Below are 20,150 nucleotides of genomic sequence, written 5' to 3'. Positions count from 1 at the left end.
GGCACATAGTGATTTTAAATGTCTTTTTAACAGGTTTCTTGTTTTTGGTATGGCTTTTGCTTATAAAATATAGTGAATATATTAACAGGTATATGTAAATTTTAATATTGCCATACTATTATAAAAAAGGAGAGATAATTATGAAAGCTGTATTGTGGTATGATAAAAAAGATGTAAGAGTAGAGGAAATTGAGGAACCTAAGGTAAAAGAAAATGCTGTAAAAATTAAAGTGAAATGGTGTGGTATATGTGGTTCTGACTTGCATGAGTATTTAGGAGGACCTATATTTATTCCAGTAGGTACGCCACATCCTTTAAGCAAGAGTACTGCACCAGTAGTTTTAGGACATGAGTTTTCAGGAGAAGTAGTAGAAATAGGAAGCAAGGTTACAAAATTTAAAGCAGGAGATAGAGTTATTGTAGAACCTATAGTTGCCTGTGGAAAGTGTCCTGCTTGTCTTGAAGGAAAATATAATTTATGTGAAGCTTTGGGATTTCATGGACTTTGTGGAAGCGGCGGCGGATTTGCTGAATACACAGTATTTCCTGAAGATTTTGTCCATAAGATACCAGATACTATGGACTATGAGCAGGCTGCACTTGTTGAGCCTATGGCAGTTGCCCTTCATTCTCTAAGAGTTGGAAACTTTACTACAGGAAATACTGCTTTGGTTTTAGGTGCAGGACCTATAGGACTTGCAACTATTCAGTGTTTAAAGGCATCAGGGGCAAGAATTGTAATTGTATTTCAGAGAAAATCTGTAAGACAGGAATATGCTAAGAAATTTGGAGCAGATGTAGTTTTAGATCCAAATGAGGTAGATGTAATTGAAGAAATTAAAAAACTTACAGGCGGCGTAGGCGTGGATACATCTTTTGAAACAACAGGTGCAAATGTAGGGATTAATACGGCAATTCAAGCTTTAAAATATGAAGGTACTGCGGTAATAACCAGCGTATGGGAGAAAAATGCAGAAATCAATCCAAATGATCTTGTATTTACAGAAAAGAAGGTAGTTGGTACTCTTGCCTACAGACATGAATTTCCTTCTACAATAGCACTTATGAATGATGGAAGAATAAAGACAGACGGATATATTACAAAGAGAATAGCACTTGAGGACATTGTAAAAGAAGGATTTGAAACACTTACAGGACCTGAAAAGAAAAAACATGTAAAAATAATTGTAACTCCTGACAAATCCTTATTGTAAAAAGTACTCATAGAATTGATTAAAAAATGAATTCAGCAAATTATGTGGTTGAATTCATTTTTTTTGTTGTAAATTAACATTTATATAAAAATAATGGTATACTTAGATGTAATTGAAAGTTTTCAGTTATATTGAGGAGGCCAAAAATGAGCTTTAAGAAAAATGTATACGATACAATGAGGGAACTAATATCTGTGCCAAGCATATCTGGTACAAAAGAAGAGTGTGCGGCAGCAGAAAAAATATATGAAAAAATTTTGGAAATACCTTATTTTAAGGACAATCCTGAAAATCTAGGAATAGAGCAAATTGAAGATGATCCTTTAGGAAGAAGCTTTGTATGGGCAGTAGTAAATGGAAATGAAAATTCACCAAATTCGTTTATACTTTCAGGTCATTTGGATGTAGTTGGAGTAGAAGAATTTGGACATTTAAAATCTATGGCTTTTGATGTAGATGAATGTACTAAAAGAATCTCAGAATTGAATTTAGATGAAGATGCTATGGAGGATTTTAAATCAGGAGATTGGATATTTGGAAGGGGAACTGCAGACATGAAGTTTGGAGTGGCCCTCAATATGGAACTTTTAAGAGAATTCAGTAAAGAGAGAAACTTTAAGGGAAACTTATTACTTTTAGTAGTTCCTGGTGAAGAGAGTAATTCCGAAGGAATGATTGCTGCAGCTCCATTTCTTCTTAAATTAAAGGAAGAGAGGAAGTACAATTACTGTGGTATGATAATATCAGAGCCAAGTATACCTGAAAGAGGAGAAAAAGAAGGCAAGAGATTATATATAGGTAGTGTAGGTAAAATTATGCCTTTATTTTTTTGTGTGGGAAAAGAAACTCATGTAGGGGAATCTTTAAGAGGATTGAATCCAAATTTGCTAGTTTCAGAGATAAACAAATTAATGGAATGTAATCCAGATCTCTCAGATAGCGTTTATGATACTGTGACTCCACCGCCTATGTGTTTAAAGCAAATGGATTTAAAGGAGATGTATTCTGTACAGAGCCCATTGTATTCCACCGCATATTATAATATATTGACTCTTCAGGCATCTTATGATGAAATACTATCTAATTTAAAAGAACTGGCTCAGAATGCCTTTGAGAATGTTTTGAAGGATATTTCAAAAAAGAGAGAAAAATTTGCAAAGAAATCCTCACAAAAATTGAAATTTGATAATATAGAAGCTTGTGTTATTACTTATAAAGAGATGTTATGTGAAGTTAAAAGCATACATAAGGATTTTGAAAAGTACATAGATGAAAAGGTAAAAGAATGGAAAAATGAGAAAATGGATAATCAAACTATAGCTATAAATATAGTAAAGGCAACTTATGAACTATATGAGAATAAAAGACCTATGATTATAATTTCATTTATTCCTCCTTATTATCCGCATAAACATTTAAAAGCTGAAAATAGTGAGGATGGCAAATTTATAAATGCTGTAGATAGTACAATTAAGTATGCAGGAGAAAAATTTCAGGAAAGCATTATAAAAACTAATTATTTTATGGGTATATCTGATGCAAGTTATACAGGAATTAACCCAGATATACCACTTACTGAATTGATTTCGAATATAGTTGGATATGACATAATATATAAACTTCCAGTAAAAGAACTGTCTAAGTTAAATATTCCTGTAGTGATTTTTGGTGGACAGGGAAAAGACCTGCACAAATATACTGAAAGATTAAATGTGCCTTATTCCTTTGAGGTGATACCTGAACTTTACAGGCATATGATTTATTATATGTTAAGATGATAAATATGTATTTCTCGTAAGGTAGGGGAGAGAAAATCTCCCCAAGTGTTTACCTTTTAGGTAAAATAGCAGCACAATACTACCTGTACATATTAATTAAGTATATATACAGTGACAGATCTTCTGCCCCAGTTTTCTGCTTCTGCCTCCGAATTTACAAATAAATCTATTATATTTCCCTTTATAGCTCCACCAGTGTCACAAGCTACGGCATATCCATATCCTTCTACATAAACTTTTGTTCCCAGTGGAATAACTCGAGGATCAACAGCAATAGTGCTGTACCCATTTGGATTTCTTACAGTTGCAGAACCTGATGCTGTGATAGCATCTCCACAATATGCAGTTGCCTCCATAGTAATTGCTTGTGAGTATGAAAGTGAACCTGATCCACCACGAGATAAGGTAGGTGAAGAAGCTTTTATTTCAGGTATTTGAGGAGCCTTCTGAGCAGTCTGAAGAGCTATTAACTGCTGCTCTTTTGCGGTAGCCTGACTTAATAGTTCTTTTTGTTGTTGTATGTCATTATTTAATTTTGACAAAGTAGATTCATTACTTACTTTTAAAGATTCTAATTTAGCATTTTCAGCACTTAAAGCTTTTTGCTGACTTTGTATAGCTTGTTCATTTCCTTTTAGTTTTGTAATAACTTGATTGTCGAATTTCATTACTCTTGAGATTGAGTCAACTCTGGATATAAAATCACTTAAGTTGTTTGAAGATAAAAGTACCTGGAGATAACCGTTTGTACCGGTTGTGTACATAGCTTTTACTCTTTTTTTAAATAAATCATTTTGCGCTTTTGAATCATTTTGTGCTTTTGACAATTTGATCTGTGTATTTTTAATGTTCTTAGCAATAGTATTCATATCTTTTTTATTGCTATCAATTTTTCCGATTACTCCATCAATCTGCTTATTTAAAGTATCAACTTTTACCTGGAGTTCCTTTTTGTTATTTTGAGTTTGTGTTAATTCTTCAGACGTACTGGCTGAAGAAGCGAAAACATTGCTGAAAGTAGAACCTACTAACGCAAACGTTATAATAACAGATAAGGCTTTTTTATTCAATGCATTTTCCCCCTTAAAACATTATTAAGTTTAAAGAAAACTTACTAATGTTTTTTATTATACCATTAATGTATACAAAAACTCAAGTTTATATGAATTTTGTATGCAAATGGAGGATAGCTAAGAGTACACTATAAGCGAGATTGTCTATTATAAAAAAATTTATTTTTAGGCTATTGACAGTAACCAAAACTTATAGTAAACTCATCTTTAAAGATAAAAGCTATGATAGGATTAATTAGATATGTTAATATTTTTTTACAGAGAGTGGGGTAAGGTGAAAACCCATAAATATACATGTTGAAACTCACCCTGGAGCTGTGGACTGAATGTTTAGTAGGTCTAATCGGTTGTTTAACCGTTATGTTAATTAAGTAAAAAAATGGGTGGTACCGCGGCAGACTTTTCGCCCCAGCGAAAAGAGCTGTTTTTTTGTACGTTAAAATATATCAGTAAAGATAAGCTGATATATTTTTTTTATCTATTTTGTTTAATTGGGGCGCTGTAAATGTAAAATATTATAAGATTTAATTAATTGACTAAAAGGCAAGATGAAAGAATTTGTCAAATAAAAAGGGGGAAATAATATTGAAAAGTGAAATAATTGAAAGTTTAAAAAGTATTGTGGGAGAAGATTGGATTACATATGACTTGTCTAAGATGCAGAGATATCTTTATGATGAAACAGAACCTCTGCTTCGTCCTGAAGCATGTAAGGACTGTGTAGTAGTTAAACCTGGTTCTGCAGAAGAGATATCGGAGATATTAAAATATTCAAATAAGACTTTGACACCTGTAGTTGCAAGGGGCGGTGGTACAGGTGTAGTTGGAGGAGTTATTCCTACAGAATCTAGCATAATTTTGTCACTTGAAAGATTAAATAAGATTGTTGAATTTGATGAAAAAAATTTGATGATTACAATTGAAGCAGGAGCTACCCTGGCAGATTTACTAGAAGAACTAAATAAGCAGGACAAGCTATTTTTTCCTATACATCCTGGGGATGAAGGAGCTCAAATTGGAGGTATGGTAGCAACAAATGCTGGCGGTACAAAAGCTGTAAAACACGGAATCATGAGAAATCATGTTAAAGCTTTGGAAGTAGTTTTACCTACAGGTGAAATAGTGAATGTAGGAGGAAAACTTATAAAAAACAATATGGGCTATGATCTCTTACATATGTTGATTGGAAGTGAAGGAACTTTAGGTATAATTACAAAAGTAACATTAAAGCTTTATGCACAAAATAAATATAATGGAACACTGTTGGTTTCTTTTGATACAAGGCGTGAAGCTTGTGATGCAGTACCTTGTATACTTCAAGAGGGAATTACACCACTTGCTGTGGAGTATATGGATAAAATCATTGCACAAAATGCTGCACAGCAGCTTGGAACTAAGTGGCCTGCAAATAAAGGATCTGTAGATTTAATTTTCATGATTGATGAGCCTACAGAAGATGCACTTTATGCCAGTAGCGAAAAAATTGTAGAAATATGTGAAGAACACAATGCAGTGGACAGTATAATAGCGGAAACTACAAAGGAACAGAGAAATATTTTGGCAATAAGGAGCAATGCATATGGTCCTTATAAGGACAATATAGCAGATGCACTTGACATAGCAGTTCCACCTTCAACTGTACCGGATTTTTTTGATGATATAACGGCACTTGGAGAGAAATATGGAAATCATATTTTGTCTTTGGGACATATAGCAGATGGAAATATACACAATTTTATTATGGGTGATAACGGTAAATTGCCTTCATATTATGAGGAATTAAAAGAGGAAATGTATAAAACTGCACTAAAATATGGTGGTACAATAACAGCAGAACATGGTACAGGAAAAACAAGAAAGAAACACATGTCGTTGCAGTTTACAAAACGAGAGCTTGAAATTATGAAGGGTATACGAAAAGTATTTGATCCAAATGAGATTTTAAATCCAGGCACTATAATTGATTGAGCGTAAAAAAGTAAGGAGGGTTACCTCCTTACTTTTTTACACCATTTCATTTATTTCATCTATGGTATCTATATTCATAATTGATCTTTTATCAAGTACTGATGTAAGCATAAAGGTTACAAGACATACAAGCCATTCCATAAATATTACATGAGGAAATATTCTAAAGGAAGGTATTAATTGCCATAAAAATAGGGCTACTACTCCTGCTAGGGTAGTGAAAAAAGCAGAACTTTTTTTGCAAAGTTTAGGAGCAAACATGGTAAATAAAAATATAAGTGTAAATGCAGTAGAAAGACTTAAGCCCATGGATATAGTTTTTAATATACCTGACATGGAAAGAGCAAGTATAAAAGTAAATATACCTAAAAGAACTACAGAGGATTTAGTCATTATTAAAAGCTTTTTGTCATTTACTTTAGGATTTATATATTTTTTGTATATGTCATTTGTAAATAGGGTAGATGCACCTAAAAGCAAATTGCAGGCTGTAGAAACATCTGCTGCCCAGAGTGCCGCTAAAGTTATTCCTGCTGCTACAGGGTTTAATGACAAAATCATTTTAGGAAGTGCCATAGTAGCACTTACGTGGGGAAAAGTAGTTCTTGCAGCCATGCCTATAAGAGCACATAAAAAGCCTATTGGAATCATAAGAAGACCGCCAAGTATAAAGCTCTTTTTTGCAGTCCTTGCATCTTTAGCGGCAAAGGCCAATTGTACAGGACCCTGCATAGACAAGACTTGTGTAGTCATAACAAGTATCCAACCTAAAATTACCCATGTACCAACTCCTTTAATAGGGCTGAAATAAGGTACACTTTGAGGAAGATGAAGTTTTATATTTTGAATTCCTCCGCTTTTTGATACAGCTAATATAGTACATAGTATAATTCCTGTATATTTTAAAGGAACGTTAAATGAATTACATAACCCGGCAGACCACATTCCTCCTATAAAGGTTATGCCAACAAATACACAAGCACTTACTATCATACCTGTTTTTATAGTGAATATACCAGGCAAAAGTGAAGATAAAATAGCTCCACCTGCAATGTATTGAAGAGACACAACTACAATGAGAATAATTATCTGGCATGCTACACATACAGCAACACCTTTTTCATCATAAAATTTTGAAAACAATTCAGGAACAGTAGATACATTGAATTCCCTATATTTACTTGCAGCTGCAAGTCCCATAACTATAGCTGCAATTCCCCAGGCTGTGCAGTACCAACCTGCTGAAAGTCCTACATCGTAAGCTTGTTCAGCCACCCCTATGGTTGAAGCACCGCCAATAGCAAGGCCTATAAGTGAACAGGTTACAAGTGGAGTTGTAAGCTGTCTACTGGCTAAAGTATAGCTTTCGCCACCCCCTTGAGCTTTCTTTTTAGCAATAAAACTTATTACAAATAACATGGATATATAGCAGATGATGATTATTAAAGATACGTTCATTTTAAAACCCCCTATTTATTTAATTCACAGTTCACAATGCACAATTCATATTGAATAATGCACACATTGTGTAGTTTACAAGTTTCAGTAGTAAGTTCCAGTAGTAAGTTCCAGCTTCAGGTTGCAAGTGTTTTCTATACAGCGACAATGTACAGAATTACAGTGTACACTGTAAAAGTATTTAGTGCTAAAGTGCTGCGGCAAATATTAATTGAAATTACTTAAAAATTGTACAAAAAAACGCCCCTACACAAGGGACGAAAAAGTCGCGGTACCACCCTACTTGAGCAAAATAAATTTGAAAAATAAAAAAAGCACCTGCGATTAAGGGACGAAATAATCGTGGTACCACCCTATTTGAACAAATAAATCTATTGCTCATCTCTTACTCTTAACGAGAGTTACTCGGATCAGCTTACTTTAAAAAATTTCAGCCTACAGCTCAGGAATGTATTTCATAAAGCACATCAGACAGTTTACACCAACCACTGACTCTCTTTGCAACGTACTTAATTACTTCTTTCCATCATAACTTGTAAGATGTATTATAGATTGAATTTTATATAAATACAAAATTCAAAATAGCCATTTTTGGATAAATAGATTAAGTTTACTAGTAATATCTAGCTGTAGATATTAATTACGGACTATTTGAAAACAAAAATCATTATGGAGTTTCTATAGGAAAAATCAATATATACTCCTATGCAATAAAAAAGAACATAAGTTTGTATAGAATTGTAATTCATGGCAAAACTAATACTAAATTTTATCCGATGGCTACCAGCCGTAATACCTCCATCGCACACAGCGAAAGCGACTGTCACCTGGGATATCTGCTTTTCTTATAAAGTGGGGGATAACGGCTGCTACGCCCCTGGATAACGATTTCTAAGTTTCAGATGGAGAAAAGAACTCCACCTGAAACCAAGAACTCTGTTTATATTTTAATGGAAAGAGATGATTGCTGTGGATTATAATAAAGTTGAGGACGCAGTACTTAAAAAAGAACTTGGTGTATTCGGATAGATAAGTGAGCATTAGGAAGAGCATAAAGTTTAAATAACAGAGAACAAATGATGAAAACTTTCAGTTTAGCTGAAAATCAACAATATTTGATATTTGAACTTTATTATTTGTAAATAGTAGGGGGTTAAATGATATGAGTATTAAAGAAGTTAATATGGACATTGACTCTAGGTTAAGCAAGCTTGTTTTCTTGGCAATCACATTAATTGCTACACCAATTCATGAATTTGGACATTTTATAGGTTTTGAGTTAAGTGGAATACCTGCGAAATTCGTTTTTAGTTATACAGAGCCTAAAAATGGTTTGGAAAACTTATGGGGATGTCTTGGAGGACCAGCAATTAATTTAATATTGGCGGTAATTGGATGCATTATTGTCTATATCTTTAGAAATAGGGAAAAAGTGTATATAGGTATGTATTTTGCTATAACTATGTGCCTTACAAGGTTAATTGCATATCTATTATTTATAATTATCAATCCTTACAATATGTTCCCAATTAATGACGAAGGTTTAATTGCAAAATTTTTGAATGTACCAATATGGCAGGTATATGGCTTTTTTATAGCTGTATTTATTCTTTTATTATTAATTTTAAGATCAATAAAAAAGGATTATTTTTATAAGTGTTTTAAATATGCTTTCGCATTTTACTTCTTTATAGATATATTATTTGCAATTAGAATTTATTAAAAAAGAGGTGATATATATGAAAGATTATGATAACTTTTTACTTCCTGTTGACTCCCTTGAAAAGGCAAAAGATTATTATGGAAATGTTCTAGGGCTAGATGCTAAATTTGACTTCTCCAATATGGGTATGACAGCCTATAAAGTTGGACAGCAGGAACCGGCCATAATTTTAAAAGACAAATCAAAATTCCCGGATACAAAACCAACTATATGGTTTGTGGTGGATGATGTAAAGGCAGAATATGAAAAATTAAAAGCCAAAGGAGTAAAATTTCTATCGGAACCTTTTGAAATCAAAACGGGAATTACCGTTGAATTTGAAGATCCCTTTGGAAATAGACTGGGCATTACGGATTATACAAAAGTTGCAGACAATAAATGAGTTTAAATAGCCTGAAGTTATGATAAATAGCTTCAGGTTTATTTTTTCAGCATCAATTAGAGCATTAGAAAATAATGCTCATGCCTTTTTCTTTAAACTCATTTAGAGTATTTATATGTTCAGTTTCATCCACGTATCCGAGGCCATTTGCAAGAATAGTCACGTTGAATCCATTTTTCACGAGATCAAGTATCGTTTCTTTAACACAGTACTCGCTGGCAATTCCACATATTATAATGTTTTTGTCAAGTACCTCGTGGAGTCTTTTATTTTTAATATTTAGTGCATTGTAGGCCGAATACTCTTCAACATCATCGTTCATACCTTTTCTAAAGATAATTTCAGGATTTTGTGGAGATTTATTTTTATCCTTTATTCCAAGAGTGAATTTTTCAGAAAGTAAAGCTCCTTCAGTGCCTTCTACGCAGTGAATGGGCCACATTCCACCATTTTTTTGAAATGACTTATTTGTCATTTCGTGAGAGTCACAGGAATAGAATACATTAAGATCAGGATTTTTACTTATAAAATCTATAATATGCAGTATAGCATTTTCTGAATTTTTACATGCAAGGCTGCCAGTTATAAAATCATTTTGACAATCGATGACTAATAAAGATTTTTTACTCATAATATTTACCTCCAATTAACGTTTAATTATAAGTTCATCAAATTTATTTTGCTCAATTTGAAGTTTATTGATCAAAATAAATATGTAAAATGTACAATTTTCTTCAAATTTCATAGCTTTTAGTTTAAAATTAGGCTGTATTTACTTATAATACATTATTATATTTTGGAATACTGCTTTTTTAGTAGTTGTATTTTTATAGGAGTGGGGCTTATTTCCCATAAATTTAATAGAATTTCCTTTTTGCAGTGTAAAACTATTGTCATTTATGATTAACTCCATTGTACCTTCTGTAACAATAATATATTCTTCAACATCATCATTATGTGGGGTAGATGCGTGGCTACATCCTGGTTCTAATTCTATAGTAAATATTTCAAATCCTTTATTATTATCAAATGGAAATATTGAATATAATTTCATTCTATTATTGTCTTCTAATAAGGGAACAATGTCATCCTGATGTATTACTTTTAGATCGTCTTCTTTTTCATTGATAAAAGATGAAAAAGATACTTTTAATCCAGTTGAGATTTTCCACAAAGTAGATACGGTTGGATTTGATAGGCCTCTTTCTATTTGGCCTAACATTCCTTTGCTTACCCCGGTTAGCTTTGATACATCATCTAAACTCAAGTTTCTCCTAAGGCGTATATTTTTTAACTTAGTGCCTATAATTAAATTCAAATTTTTCATGAGTTTAACTCCTTATATAGCGATTTTTACATTACAACATCTACAATTCTATAATAATTTTTGAATTAAGTAAAATATTATCAATAATATGTTGTACAAAATAACATACATATGTATAATATATTGTATAGAAATTATAGATGGGAAGTAATAGTAGTGAAAAAAGCAATTATACTGGGAATAACAGCTTCATTCTTTTTTGCCTTTACTTTTGTGCTTAATCAACAAATGAATTTTCATGGTGGAAGTTGGATATGGAGTTCTTCATTAAGATACATTTTCACCCTTCCAATTTTATTTGTTATCATGATTGTTAAAAATGAGTTATCTGAAGTGGTAAGTGATATAATAAAAAGACCTATGAAGTGGATTGTCTGGAGTACAGTAGGATTTGGATTATTTTATGCACCTTTAAGTTTTGCTTCAATATATGGTCCTTCATGGTTAGTTGCTGGAACATGGCAAATAACAATAATTGCAGGGGGTCTTCTTTCTCCTTTATTTTTTAAAGCTGTAAAAAGGGATAATAAAGTTTTTAAAGTAAGAAATAAAATTCCTAAAAAAGTGTTATCCATTTCGCTGCTAATTTTATTTGGAATATTTTTAATGCAGTTTCAGCAGATACAGGAAATATCCAGTATAAAACCTTTGATAGGAATTATTCCTGTAATTATAGCAGCTTTTTCATATCCTTTAGGCAATCGAAAGATGATAGAAGTCTGTGAAAACAAATTTACCACATTTCAAAGAGTATTTGGTATGACTTTGTGCAGTATGCCTTTTTGGATAATATTGTCCATATGTGGTCTTATGTCTGTAGGGGTACCAAGTAGGGGACAGGCAGTACAGTCTCTTGTAGTTGCCATTTGCTCCGGAATTATTGCTACGATACTGTTCTTTAAAGCAACGGATATAGTTAGCAGTGATACGCGTAAGTTGGCGGCAGTGGAATGTACCCAATCAGGTGAAGTTATATTTACTCTTTTAGGGGGAGTGTTTGTGTTTCATGATAAAATACCAACGGGAGTTGACTTAATTGGAATACTGCTTATTGTTATTGGTATGATTTTAAATAGCTGTATTGTTGACAAGAGAGAAGAAAAGGAAGAAGCCTATGAAGATATAGTGTAATTTAATTCATTTTTCATGCCTTTGTCATGAAGAATTTGGTGTAATTTCTTGACAGTACCAATTTTAGGTGATAAACTGAATATATAAAAAATTTGGAAAACGTTTGTTTCATATTTTAATTAAAAATTAATATTTTTGTCACTCTGAAGCGAAGGTGTCCTGAGATAAAGAGCGGGCAGTAAAAAATTAATATATTATGTGTTGCTTATCTGAACTTAGTGGGAGAAACAAACTTCACTAAGTAAGATTAATTGATATATTATGACCGCATTTAAGCTCTTCCCAAACTCGGGAGGAGTTTTTTTACATAAGAAGATAAAAATGAAATACCATAGGGGGTTATAAAATGCTGAAAATAGCTGTATACGGAAAAGGCGGTATTGGGAAATCTACAATTACCAGTAATTTGTCAGCAGCCTTTGCCAAGCTCGGAAAAAAAGTTATTCAGATAGGATGTGATCCTAAAGCAGATTCCAATAGCAATTTGCTTGGAGGAAAAACATTAATGCCTGTAATGAATTATATGAGAGAATTTGATGCAGATCCAGAAAAAATTGAAGATATTTCAAAAGTAGGTTTTGGCGGCGTTCTGTGTATAGAGACTGGCGGCCCTACACCAGGACTTGGTTGTGCAGGCAGAGGAATTATTACTACATTTAATTTATTAGAGGATTTAAATCTTTTTGAAGAGTACAAGCCAGATGTTGTACTTTATGATGTTTTAGGAGATGTAGTTTGCGGTGGATTTGCAGCACCTATTCGTGAAGGATATGCTGAAAAAGTACTTATTGTTACTTCTGGTGAAAAAATGGCCCTCTATGCAGCAAATAACATAAATAGTGCAGTTAAAAATTTTGCAGATAGGGGTTATGCAAAGGTGTTTGGTATCGTATTCAATCATAGAAATATTGAAAATGAAGAAAAAAAAGTAAAAGATTTTGCCAGCAAGGAACATCTTCCTATTGTAGGTGATATCCCAAGAGACAATAATATCAATCATTTTGAGGAGATGGGGAAAACAGTTATTGAAGGAGACCCTAATCTTCCAATAAGTAAGTGCTTTTTCAATTTAGCCACATTATTGATTAAAAGTGAGGAAATGAAATGAAAAAAGAGTCATATTATATTACAGCAGAAAACTTAGCCGCAGAAGGTAAAGATAATATTCCTGCAGAACTTATTTCGAATACCCATTTGATTTACAGTTCACCAGCAACTCTTTCTTTTAATTCACCTGGTGCGCAAGGATTTGGAGTTAAGCGTGCAGGACTAGCAATACCAGGGTCAGTTATGCTTTTAGTAGCTCCTGGGTGCTGCGGCAGGAATACGACAACATTAAGTGAGCAGGGTGGATACAGTGAGAGAATGTTCTACTTGGTAATGGATGAAACCGATATTGTTACTGGAGCTCATTTGAAGAATATTCCACAGGCAGTTGAAGAGATTTGTAAGTGTACACCAAGTATGCCGTCAGTGGTTATGATTTGTATTACATGTGTTGATGCACTCCTCGGAACAGACATGGAGCGTGTTTGCAGAAAAGCTATGGATAAGGTAAATATTCCTGTTCTTCCCTGTTATATGTATGCATTAACAAGAGAAGGTCGTAAGCCTCCTATGGTACATGTAAGGCAGTCCATTTATTCACTTCTTAAACCAATGGAAAAAAAGCTGGATACAGTTAATATACTGGGATATTTTGCTCCACTTATGGAAAACTCAGAACTATATGATTTGCTGCACCATATTGGCATGAAGAAAATAAATGAGATCTCTCGCTGTAAAGATTTTGATGAATATATGCATATGGGAGAGGCAAATTTTAATCTTGTATTGAATCCAGAAGCAAGATTTGCAGCAGATGATATTATGAAACGACTGAATATTCCATCAGCAGAGCTTGTACGACTGTATCAGATAGATAAAGTACAAAGTCAATACAAAATTTTCACCAGTGCTCTTGGTACAAGCTTTGATGATCAAAAATATTATGATGAAGCAAAAAAGGCCATAGATGAATTAAAAGCTGCTTATCCTGATATAACCTTTGCAGTAGGTGAAGCAATGAATGCTAATTCTTTTGAACTCTCCTTGGCACTTTTAAGATATGGATTTAAAGTAGCTGAAATATATGCTAGTCTTACGGCTGAAGACTTTGTTTATATCAGAAAAGTTGCAAAATTGAGTCCTAAGACTAAGATTTATTCCAATCTTGAACCTACCATGATTTATTATGACTGCAGTGAAGAAAAGATTGATATAACCATTGGCAAGGATGCAGAGTACTACCACCCTGATTGTGTAAATGTACCTTGGAATGAGGACATTCAGCCCTTTGGGTATGCTGGCGTAAAAAAATTATTTGAGGAATTGAAACATTCGTTGGATTGTTTTGGTAAGGAGGCATAGATGAAAGGATTAAGAAAATACATACCACCTTTTGCACCAGATCAGTCTGGTGCAGCATCTGTTCTTTATAAGCTTGGGGGAATTATAGTTATCTGTGATGCAGGGGGATGTGCTGGTAACGTATGTGGATTCGATGAGCCTAGATGGAATGCAGAAAAAAGCGCCATTTTCAGTGCTGGTCTTCGTGATATGGATGCTATACTGGGGCGTGATGACAGGCTTGTGGCAAAACTTGCAGATGCTGCTAAAAAAGTGGAAGCAAAATTTGCAGCAATTATCGGAACTCCGGTACCTTCAGTTATTGCTACTGATTACAAAGCAATAAAGAAAATGTCAGAAAAAAAACTTGATGTACCGGTCATTACCATAGAAACTACTGGTATGGAATTATATGATATAGGGGCTGAAAAGGCTTATCTTAAAATGTTTGAGACCTTTGCAAAAGATGGCCTCACAGTAGATAAAGAAAGCATTGGTGTAATTGGTACAATCCCACTTGATGTAAGTGATTTAAAGGCAGCAGATAAAATAGAAATGACACTAAAATCTGAGGGTTTCAAAAATGTTTACTGCTATGGTATGGAATCGGATTTGTCAAAGGTAGAGGCTGCAGGGAGTGTATTTAAAAATATAGTAGTATCACCTGCTGGATTAAAGGCTGCACAGTATTTAAAAGAGAGATTTGGAACACCTTATGAAATTTATTATCCGCTGGTAGGAGATATGTTACAGGATGAGATGAAAGGACAGTTTAAAAGTTTTGAGGGTAAAAAAGTTTTAGTAATACATCAGCAGGTTATAGCAAATTCTATCAGAGATAAAATAAATGAAAATGTGAATTCAGACATAACAGTTGCTTCATGGTTTATGTTAAAGGACGAGCTTAAAGAAGCAAAAGATATTTCTCTTACAGAAGAGGACCAGTTTGTAGAACTTATAGAACAAGGAAATTACGATGTAATTGTAGGTGATAATATATTGAAACGTGCAATACCTAACTTCAAGGGAAGGTATGTGGGCACACCACATTTTGCAGTTTCAGGAAAGATGTGTATGATATGAAAGATTATAAAACTTTATCTATTAGAGTCTATGGTATTGTGCAGGGAGTTGGATTTAGACCTACAGTAAGCCGGCATGCAGATAAAAATCATATACGGGGAAGTGTATGCAATAAAGGACCTTATGTGGAAATATGGGCTCAAGGTAGTGAAAGTGAATTAGAGGGTTTTTTGTACGATTTAGAACACAATCCTCCAAAGCGTTCATCAATATTAAAAATTGATGTGCATAAAGAGGAAGAGTCAGAAAAATTTCAGGACTTTGAAATTATTGAAAGTGAACATGTACAAGGTGAGATTTTTGTATCTCCTGATATTGCCATCTGTCCAGAGTGTAAAAGAGAACTTTTTGATAAGAATAACAGACGATATCTTCATCCCTTTATAAACTGTACGTGCTGCGGACCAAGACTTACTATTTTAGATTCCATGCCTTATGATCGTGTACGTACCAGCATGGGTGAATTTCCAATGTGTCCGGAGTGTGAATATGAATATACTCATGCAGAAACTCGAAGATATGATGCGCAGCCGGTATGCTGCAATGAATGCGGCCCGGAGGTTTACTTAATTGGAAGAGGCGAGCGGGGCAGGACTGCAATTACTTATACAAGACAAGTAATCCATGATGGAGGGATTGCAGCTATAAAGGGAATTGGAGGTTTCCATCTTTGCTGTGATGCCACAAATCAGGAAGCTGTAGAGAGGCTTAGAAAATTAAAGACAAGACCTGCAAAGCCCTTTGCAGTTATGATGCGGGACATGGAAACTGTAGAACGTGAATGTGAAGTTACAAAAGTTCAAAAAGAAGTACTGGATGGTCATCAGAAACCAATTATACTTCTGAAAAGAAAGCAAAGCAAAATGGTGTGTGATGCTGTGACACCTGATAATCCAAAGATTGGAGTTATGCTTCCCTATGCTCCTGTTCAACTTTTGATATTTACATATGATGATGATATAGTTATGCCGGATTGCCTGGTTATGACAAGTGGTAATACATCAGGTGCACCAATATGTAGAGATGACAATGATGCAATAACAGAATTATCAAAAATGTGTGATGTTATTTTATCACATAACAGAATGATTCGTATTCGTGCAGATGACTCGGTTATGGATTTCTTTGAAGAAAAACCTTATATGATAAGGCGTTCCAGAGGATATGCGCCGCTTCCGTTTATGGTTTCAAACGGATTTAAAGGGGAAGTACTGGCAGTTGGTGGTGAACTCAAGAATACTTTTTGTATAGGCAAAAATGATTTGTTTTATCAGTCCCCCTATGTTGGTGACATGGAAGATTTGAGAACAGTAAAAGCATTGAAAGAGTCTATTACAAGATTGGAAACTCTGCTTGAGACGACGCCAACAATTGTGGCATGTGACATGCATCCAAAGTATAATACTACGTGCATTGCACAGGAAATTGGAATTCCCGTATTTCAGGTTCAACATCATTATGCACATATTTTATCTTGTATGGCTGAAAATGATTATTCTGATCCAGTTATAGGCGTTTCATTTGATGGAACAGGATATGGAACAGATGCAACCATCTGGGGTGGAGAGCTATTAGAAGTTACTTATGATGGATTTGAAAGGCTTGGCAGCATAAAACCTTTTATTCAGATCGGTGGTGACATGTCAGCTAAAGAGGGCTGGAGAATTGCGGTATCCATGATTTACAGTATATACAAAGATAAAGAAAAAGCAGCTGAAGTTGTAAGACAGCTTAAATTATGTGATGAGAAGAACTGCGATGTTCAGTTTATGATGGCTGACAACAAAATAAACAGCATAACATCTACGAGTGCAGGGCGTTTGTTTGATGCTGTAAGTGCTATCTTGAATATCAGAAAACAATCATCTTTTGAAGGGGAAGCTTCTACTACCCTTGAATTTGCAGCAGAGGCTTATGAAGAAAAACATGCGGACCATAATAGTGGCAGCAAAATTACTGATGAGGATAGTATTGAACTTTCAAATCTTGTTTATGAGAATTCAAATGGACAGCTAATTTTCGCAACAGATGTTTTAGTAAAGAAAATCATAGAGGAAACTTTAACTGGGAAAGATGCAGCGATGCTTGCTTACTTCTTCCATGAAAAATTGTCAGATATGATTGCAGCTGGATGTATACAAGCTTCTAGAAACACTGGAATCAAAACCATAGCATTAAGCGGAGGAGTATATCAAAACCAGTTATTATTAAAAATGAGCCTAGACCGTTTGAGAAAACTTGGATTTAAAGTTTTAATTCATAGTTTGTTGCCGCCAAATGATGGTGGAATAGCACTAGGTCAGGCAGTAGCAGCAATGGAACATATAAATAAATTAAAAAAAGGGGAGGAGAATAACTATGTGTGTAGGTTTACCAGCAAGAGTTGTAAAGGTTAAAGAAGGAATGGCTCTAATTGATGCTTCAGGAGCAAAAAGAAAGGTATCTGCAGAATTAATCGATGAATTGGAACCAGGCGATTACGTTATGGTTCATGCAGGAATCGCCATTTCAAAAATTACAAACGATGATCAGAGTGAAACAGATAAAATCATGGAGGAATTATAATGGCTGAGAACATAAAAAAAACTGCAAAGGAGATTATTGAATCCTATGATGGACCAAAGATCCGTATTATGGAGGTTTGCGGAACGCATACCCATGAGATATTCAGACTTGGAATCAGAAATATAATACCAGAAAATATTGAACTCATATCAGGACCAGGATGTCCGGTTTGTGTTACACCAGTTGGCTTTATTGATGAAGCTATTATGCTGGCCCTTGACCATAATGCTACCATATGTACCTTTGGAGATTTAGTAAGAGTGCCTGGTTCAGAAATGAACCTTGCTGGAGCCAGATCAAAAGGCGCCAAAGTTCAAATAGTATATTCACCTATTGATGCTTATGAGTATGCTAGAGACCACCTTGATGAGCAGGTAGTATTCTTATCAGTAGGATTTGAGACAACCACACCTGCCAGCTGTCTGGCTGTAAAAAAGGCAAAAGGTGCAGAACTTAAAAATTTTGCATTACTTACGGCAAACAAAACCATGCCGGGAGTATACAAAACACTAAAAAATAGTGCAGATGCATTTTTATATCCTGGCCATGTACATGCTATTACAGGTACGGAGTTATGTGAGTCTTTAGTTAACGAAGGCGTTAGTGGAGTAATAACAGGTTTTACTGCAAATGAAATTATGACAGCACTTGCTGTAGTAATCACAAAATTACAAGAAGGAGAAAGCTTTTTTAAAAACTGTTATCCGAGAGTTGTAACATATGAAGGCAGTAAAGCGGCTCAGACTATTGTATCTGAAGTCATGGAGGACTGCGATTCTGAGTGGAGAGGTCTTGGTGTTATCAAAAATTCAGGACTTAAATTGAAGGAAGCTTATAAAGAGTTTGATGCCAGAGACAAATTTCATTTAGGAAAAGTAGAGGGAAGAAGTAATCCGGCTTGCCGATGTGGTGATGTTTTGCAGGGAAAATGCAAGCCATCGGATTGCAAAGTATTTGGCAAAGGGTGTACGCCACTACATCCTGTTGGAGCATGTATGGTATCTAATGAAGGAGCATGTTCAGCATATTATCAGTATGGAGGAAAAATAAATGGATAAAACAGTTACACTAGCTCATGGAGCTGGAGGAAGACAAACATCAGAATTAATAGATCAGGTTTTTAGAGCTCATTTTTCGAATCCTGACCTGACAGCAGATGATGCTGCAGTATTGAACATTAAAGGAGGAAAACTAGCTTTTACAACAGATGGATTTATTGTTTCTCCATCGGAATTTCCAGGTGGAAATATTGGCAAATTAAGCATTTGTGGTACAGTAAATGACTTATCCTGTATGGGAGCGAAACCTCTGTATTTATCTTGTGCTTTTGTTATTGAAGAGGGCTTCCCAATGGATAAATTAGAGAAAATTGCAGCAGCCATGGAAAAGACTGCAAAGGAAGCAGGGGTTAAAATAGCCGCAGGAGATACAAAGGTTGCTGGAAAAGGGCAAGTTGATGGAGTATTTATAACAACAACAGGTATAGGACAGATTATGGATGATGCTAATACCTCTGGTTTTAATGCAAAACCAGGCGATGCGATTATTGTAACCGGTGATATAGGGCGACATGGATGTACTGTTTTACTGGCACGAGATGAGTTTGGAATTGAAGCAGATGTAACCAGTGATTGTGCACCATTATGGGGTACAGTAAAAGCTATGTTTGATACGTCAAAAGATATTCATGTAATCAGAGATGCTACACGTGGAGGTGTCGGTACGGTATTATATGAAATTGCCGAGCAGAGCAAAGTTGGAATTAGATTAGATTCAAAGAGTATACCGGTAGCAGATGGTGTAAAAGGTGTATGCGGCATGCTGGGGTTGGAACCACTATATCTTGCATGTGAAGGAAGACTTGTAGTTTTTGCTCCAAAAGAAATTGCTCCAAAACTTGTGGATACATTACATAAAGGTAAATATTCAAAAGATGCAGCCATTATTGGTGAGGTCACTTGTGATATGCCTGGACGTGTTATTGTAAAAACAGAAATCGGTGCTGAAACATTGCTGCCACCTCCAGGAGGAGAATTGCTTCCAAGAATATGTTAATTAAA

At 34.5% G+C, this 20,150-nt stretch carries 17 protein-coding genes and 2 other annotated features; of the genes, 13 read left to right on the top strand and 4 right to left on the bottom strand.

The annotated features are described in order from the left end of the window. Positions 1 to 140: 140 nt before the first annotated feature. Together CLAU_RS01810 and CLAU_RS01805 are read left to right on the top strand one after the other, a co-directional pair. Complete coding sequence (locus CLAU_RS01810; RefSeq protein WP_013238970.1) at positions 141 to 1,214, top strand: 2,3-butanediol dehydrogenase; 1,074 nt, start codon at positions 141 to 143, stop codon at positions 1,212 to 1,214. Between the two features lie 146 nt (positions 1,215 to 1,360). Beyond that, positions 1,361 to 2,992, top strand: a complete 1,632-nt coding sequence (locus CLAU_RS01805) for a M20/M25/M40 family metallo-hydrolase (protein ID WP_023161809.1) — start codon at positions 1,361 to 1,363, stop codon at positions 2,990 to 2,992. A 92-nt stretch (positions 2,993 to 3,084) separates the two neighbouring features. Here the strand turns inward: CLAU_RS01805 and CLAU_RS01800 are convergent, their stop codons facing one another. Then, positions 3,085 to 4,062 carry a 3D domain-containing protein gene (locus CLAU_RS01800; protein WP_023161808.1) on the bottom strand — a complete coding sequence of 326 codons (978 nt, stop codon included), beginning with the start codon at positions 4,060 to 4,062 and terminating at the stop codon, positions 3,085 to 3,087. A 216-nt stretch (positions 4,063 to 4,278) separates the two neighbouring features. Then, positions 4,279 to 4,479, top strand: a binding site (T-box leader). Positions 4,480 to 4,650: 171 nt separating this feature from the next. Here CLAU_RS01800 and CLAU_RS01795 point away from each other — a divergent pair. Then, positions 4,651 to 6,033, top strand: a complete 1,383-nt coding sequence (locus CLAU_RS01795; RefSeq protein ID WP_013238967.1) for an FAD-binding oxidoreductase — start codon at positions 4,651 to 4,653, stop codon at positions 6,031 to 6,033. A gap of 36 nt (positions 6,034 to 6,069) precedes the next feature. Here the strand turns inward: CLAU_RS01795 and CLAU_RS01790 are convergent, their stop codons facing one another. Then, positions 6,070 to 7,491: a sodium:solute symporter family protein gene (locus CLAU_RS01790; RefSeq protein ID WP_013238966.1), complete on the bottom strand. Its 1,422-nt coding sequence runs from the start codon at positions 7,489 to 7,491 to the stop codon at positions 6,070 to 6,072. 324 nt (positions 7,492 to 7,815) lie between these two features. Further along, positions 7,816 to 8,030: a binding site (T-box leader), on the bottom strand. Positions 8,031 to 8,653: 623 nt separating this feature from the next. Between CLAU_RS01790 and CLAU_RS01785 the strand changes: the two genes are divergently transcribed. Together CLAU_RS01785 and CLAU_RS01780 are read left to right on the top strand one after the other, a co-directional pair. Further along, the gene (locus CLAU_RS01785) at positions 8,654 to 9,214 is read left to right on the top strand and encodes a hypothetical protein (RefSeq protein WP_023161807.1); all 561 of its coding nucleotides are present in this window, start codon (positions 8,654 to 8,656) and stop codon (positions 9,212 to 9,214) included. Between the two features lie 16 nt (positions 9,215 to 9,230). Beyond that, positions 9,231 to 9,596 carry a VOC family protein gene (locus CLAU_RS01780; protein WP_023161806.1) on the top strand — a complete coding sequence of 122 codons (366 nt, stop codon included), beginning with the start codon at positions 9,231 to 9,233 and terminating at the stop codon, positions 9,594 to 9,596. 64 nt (positions 9,597 to 9,660) lie between these two features. Here the strand turns inward: CLAU_RS01780 and CLAU_RS01775 are convergent, their stop codons facing one another. Further along, the gene (locus tag CLAU_RS01775; protein ID WP_023161805.1) at positions 9,661 to 10,227 is read right to left on the bottom strand and encodes an isochorismatase family protein; all 567 of its coding nucleotides are present in this window, start codon (positions 10,225 to 10,227) and stop codon (positions 9,661 to 9,663) included. A 141-nt stretch (positions 10,228 to 10,368) separates the two neighbouring features. Next, positions 10,369 to 10,923 carry a helix-turn-helix domain-containing protein gene (locus CLAU_RS01770; protein ID WP_023161804.1) on the bottom strand — a complete coding sequence of 185 codons (555 nt, stop codon included), beginning with the start codon at positions 10,921 to 10,923 and terminating at the stop codon, positions 10,369 to 10,371. A gap of 156 nt (positions 10,924 to 11,079) precedes the next feature. Here CLAU_RS01770 and CLAU_RS01765 point away from each other — a divergent pair, with 156 nt between their 5' ends. The 8 genes from CLAU_RS01765 (at position 11,080) to hypE (ending at position 20,145) form a co-directional block, all read left to right on the top strand. Further along, a complete protein-coding gene (locus CLAU_RS01765) occupies positions 11,080 to 12,054 on the top strand; it encodes a DMT family transporter (RefSeq protein WP_013238961.1) in 975 nt (324 codons plus the stop codon). Positions 12,055 to 12,400: 346 nt separating this feature from the next. Continuing rightward, entirely contained in the window at positions 12,401 to 13,162 is a 762-nt protein-coding gene (locus CLAU_RS01760; protein ID WP_013238960.1) for a nucleotide-binding protein, read from the top strand. Further along, complete coding sequence (locus CLAU_RS01755) at positions 13,159 to 14,463, top strand: nitrogenase component 1 (protein WP_013238959.1); 1,305 nt, start codon at positions 13,159 to 13,161, stop codon at positions 14,461 to 14,463. The genes CLAU_RS01760 and CLAU_RS01755 overlap by 4 nt, the downstream gene beginning before the upstream one ends. Further along, positions 14,464 to 15,525, top strand: a complete 1,062-nt coding sequence (locus CLAU_RS01750) for a nitrogenase component 1 (protein WP_023161802.1) — start codon at positions 14,464 to 14,466, stop codon at positions 15,523 to 15,525. It abuts the gene before it with no gap. Then, the gene (hypF, locus tag CLAU_RS01745; RefSeq protein ID WP_023161801.1) at positions 15,522 to 17,921 is read left to right on the top strand and encodes a carbamoyltransferase HypF; all 2,400 of its coding nucleotides are present in this window, start codon (positions 15,522 to 15,524) and stop codon (positions 17,919 to 17,921) included. Before CLAU_RS01750 ends, hypF begins: the two co-directional genes overlap by 4 nt. Further along, positions 17,884 to 18,090, top strand: coding sequence for a HypC/HybG/HupF family hydrogenase formation chaperone (locus tag CLAU_RS01740; protein ID WP_023161800.1), 207 nt, complete (start codon positions 17,884 to 17,886; stop codon positions 18,088 to 18,090). Before hypF ends, CLAU_RS01740 begins: the two co-directional genes overlap by 38 nt. Then, positions 18,090 to 19,148, top strand: a complete 1,059-nt coding sequence (hypD, locus tag CLAU_RS01735; protein WP_023161799.1) for a hydrogenase formation protein HypD — start codon at positions 18,090 to 18,092, stop codon at positions 19,146 to 19,148. Before CLAU_RS01740 ends, hypD begins: the two co-directional genes overlap by 1 nt. Next, on the top strand, positions 19,141 to 20,145 hold the full coding sequence (gene hypE / locus CLAU_RS01730; RefSeq protein WP_023161798.1) for a hydrogenase expression/formation protein HypE: 1,005 nt from the start codon (positions 19,141 to 19,143) through the stop codon (positions 20,143 to 20,145). The genes hypD and hypE overlap by 8 nt, the downstream gene beginning before the upstream one ends. Positions 20,146 to 20,150 lie beyond the last annotated feature (5 nt).

Source organism: Clostridium autoethanogenum DSM 10061, from assembly GCF_001484725.1.
GTDB classification, from domain to species: Bacteria; Bacillota; Clostridia; order Clostridiales; family Clostridiaceae; genus Clostridium_B; species Clostridium_B ljungdahlii.
The sequence above is the reverse complement of the archived record's forward strand: the minus strand, read 5'-3'. Positions and strand labels throughout refer to the sequence as shown.